This is a genomic window from Asanoa sp. NPDC050611 (assembly GCF_040654855.1).
GTDB lineage: Bacteria > Actinomycetota > Actinomycetes > Mycobacteriales > Micromonosporaceae > Asanoa.
Genome location: NZ_JBFAIU010000572.1, coordinates 1 through 2,669, shown reverse-complemented (window position 1 = coordinate 2,669; position 2,669 = coordinate 1). Strand labels below are relative to the sequence as shown.

4 protein-coding genes are annotated in these 2,669 nt (G+C 74.0%); 3 read left to right on the top strand and 1 reads right to left on the bottom strand.

Annotated features, from left to right (window positions below):
- The 3 genes from AB0H87_RS40355 to AB0H87_RS40345 all read left to right on the top strand — a co-directional run.
- Positions 1-192, top strand: a 192-nt coding sequence (locus AB0H87_RS40355) for a hypothetical protein (RefSeq protein ID WP_360158667.1), incomplete at its 5' end; no start/stop codon positions are given.
- Complete coding sequence (locus AB0H87_RS40350; protein WP_360158664.1) at positions 192-1,070, top strand: PASTA domain-containing protein; 879 nt, start codon at positions 192-194, stop codon at positions 1,068-1,070. The genes AB0H87_RS40355 and AB0H87_RS40350, both read left to right, overlap by 1 nt.
- Positions 1,061-1,903, top strand: coding sequence for a deoxyribonuclease IV (locus AB0H87_RS40345; protein ID WP_360158670.1), 843 nt, complete (start codon positions 1,061-1,063; stop codon positions 1,901-1,903). Before AB0H87_RS40350 ends, AB0H87_RS40345 begins: the two co-directional genes overlap by 10 nt.
- On the opposite strand, the gene AB0H87_RS40340 is transcribed toward AB0H87_RS40345, so the two are convergent.
- A complete protein-coding gene (locus AB0H87_RS40340; protein ID WP_360158661.1) occupies positions 1,900-2,556 on the bottom strand; it encodes a hypothetical protein in 657 nt (218 codons plus the stop codon). The genes AB0H87_RS40345 and AB0H87_RS40340 overlap by 4 nt on opposite strands.
- Positions 2,557-2,669 lie beyond the last annotated feature (113 nt).

Here is a 2,669-nt window from a genome sequence, read left to right as displayed (position 1 = left end):
GAGCTCGACCCCGCCGTCACCCGCATCGCGGTCGGCCTGGCCGTCATCGGGTTCGGCGGCAAAGCCGGTCTCATCCCGCTGCACGCCTGGCTGCCGCCGGCCGGCGCCGCGCGCCGGAGCCCGACTACGACGACTACGACGAGCGCCCCCCGGGCCTCGGCTCCCGCATCCGCGACCGCTACCGCATGGTGATGTCGCACCCGCGGGGCCGCATGGCGGTCGCCGCCGCGATCGTGGCCATCGGCCTGATCTTCGCGATCGGCGGCTGGTGGTGGGGCATGGGCCGCTACACGGTCGCCCCGCAGCTCGCCTCGATGGACAAGGCCGCCGCCGAGGCGCAGGCCACCCGCGGCGGTTTCACCGTCGCGTACGCGGCCGGCCAGTTCGACGAGAAGGTCGCCAAGGACGTCGTGCTCCGCCAGGACCCGCCGGCCGCCGGCCGGATCCTCAAGGGCGGCACGATCACGCTCGTGCTGTCGCTGGGCGCCGAGCGCTACCAGGTCCCCGACGTTCCCGGCATGACGCTCGACCTCGCCACCGCGGAGTTGGAGCAGGCGAAACTGCAGGTCACCAAGGGTCCGGACCGCTACGACGACAACCTGCCCAAGGGCGTCGTGGTGGCCGTCGACCCGCCGGTCGGCACCGAGACCAAGCCCGGCGACAAGGCGACCGTGTTCGTCAGCAAGGGCAAGGCGCCGCTGACCGTCCCCCGGGTGATCGGCAAGAACCTCAACGACGCCCGCAACGAGCTGATCAGCCTCGGGCTCGAGCCGTTGATCGCCTACAAGCAGTCCGACAAGCCGCGCGACGAGGTGATCGGCCAGTCGCCGGACGACGGTGCCGGGGTCGAGCGCGGCGCCAAGGTCGAGCTGCAGGTCAGCGAGGGTCCGCCGCAGGTGGTCGTGCCGCGGCTGATCGGCCTGCCCTGCCAGCAGGCGGTGCAGCAGCTCCAGGGCATGGGCCTGCAGCCGAACCCGCAGATCAACCCGAACGGCACGGTCTTCGCGCAGCAGCCGAACGAGAACACCCCGGTGGCGCCGCAGAGCCAGGTCGTACTCTTCTGTCAGTGATCGGCTCGCACACACCCACCGCCGGCGGCATCGCCAGGACCGCGCTGCCCTACCTCGACGCGGCCGGGAGCGAGGTCGCCCAAGTCTACGTGTCGAACTCGCGCGGCTGGGCGCTCCCGCCCGGCGACCCGGCGCAGGACGACCTGTTCCTGTCGGGCTGTGCCGAGCGCGGGACGACGACGTACGTGCACGCGTCCCTGCTGGTCAACATCGGCTCGCCGACGGCGGAGACGGTCGAGCGGTCGACCGCGACGCTGGCGCACGCGCTGCGCCGGGGCACGGCGATCGGCGCCCGCGCGGTCGTCTTCCACGCCGGCAGCGCGGTCGACCCGGCGCACTACGACGCCGCCCTCAAGCAGGTCCGCGAGGCACTGCTGCCGCTGCTGGACCAGGACGGCCCGGAGCTGCTGGTGGAGCCGAGCGCCGGCGGCGGCCGCTCGCTGGCGTCCCGGGTCGAGCACCTTGCCGAGTACTTCGACGCGGTCGACTGGCACCCCCGCCTCGGCGTCTGCTTCGACACCTGCCACGCCTGGGCCGCCGGCCACGACCTGGCCACCCCCGGCGGCATGACGGCGACGCTGGACCTGCTGACGGAGACGGTCGGCGTGGGGCGCCTGCGGCTGGTGCACGCCAACGACTCGAAGGACACCTGCGGCTCGCTGCGGGACCGGCACGAGACGATCGGCCAGGGCTCGATCGGCACGGCCGCCTTCGCGGAGCTGCTCCGCCACCCGTCGACCGCGGGGCTCCCGGTCGTCGTGGAGACCCCGTCCGGCAAGACGCACGAAGGGCACGCGGCCGACATCGCCACGCTGCGCGACCTGCGCGACTAAAGGTCACGCACCGCGCGTACGCCCAGCGGCGCGAGCGCCGCGACCACGAACGCGAGCCCGCAGCACAGCGCCACCGGCGCACCGCCGAACGCGGCCGCGGCCGGCCCGACCAGCAGCTGGCCGAGTGGGATCGCCGCGAACGAGAGCAGATCGTCGACCGACGCCACCCGGCTCAGCCGCGCGCCGTCCACGTGCCGCTGCAGCGCGCTGTCCCACGTGATCCCGGACGCGGCGAACCCGACGCCACCGAGGAACGCGCAGGCGGCGAGCCAGACCGGCCCCACGCCGAGCCCGAGACCGAGCAGGGAGCAGGCGCCGAGCGCGCCGACGACGCGCCCGAACCGCAGCGGATGCCGCGGCGCCAGCCGGTACATCACGGCGCTCATCGCCAGCAGCCCGACCGCCCGCACGCTGAGGACGACGCCCCACGCGGCCTCCCCGGTCAGCGACGGCCCGAGGATCTGCCACGGCCCCACGTTGACCAGATTGATCACGGCGTACGCGAGCGCCACCGGCCAGACCCACGGGACCCCCACGAAGGCCCGAAGGCCGTCCCGGATGCCACCCGCGAGGCCGACGGCGGCGGGCGACGGCGCGACCCGCGGAAGCCGGCTCAGGAAGAACGCCGCCGCGACGAAGCTGACCGCGTCCACCGCGATCGCCCAGCCGCCACCGGCCCTCCGGAGCCGCCGGACACGCGTGACGATCCGTCACGGGACACAGAAGGCAGCCAGGGAGGACCACCATGACGCTCGCCATCGACAAC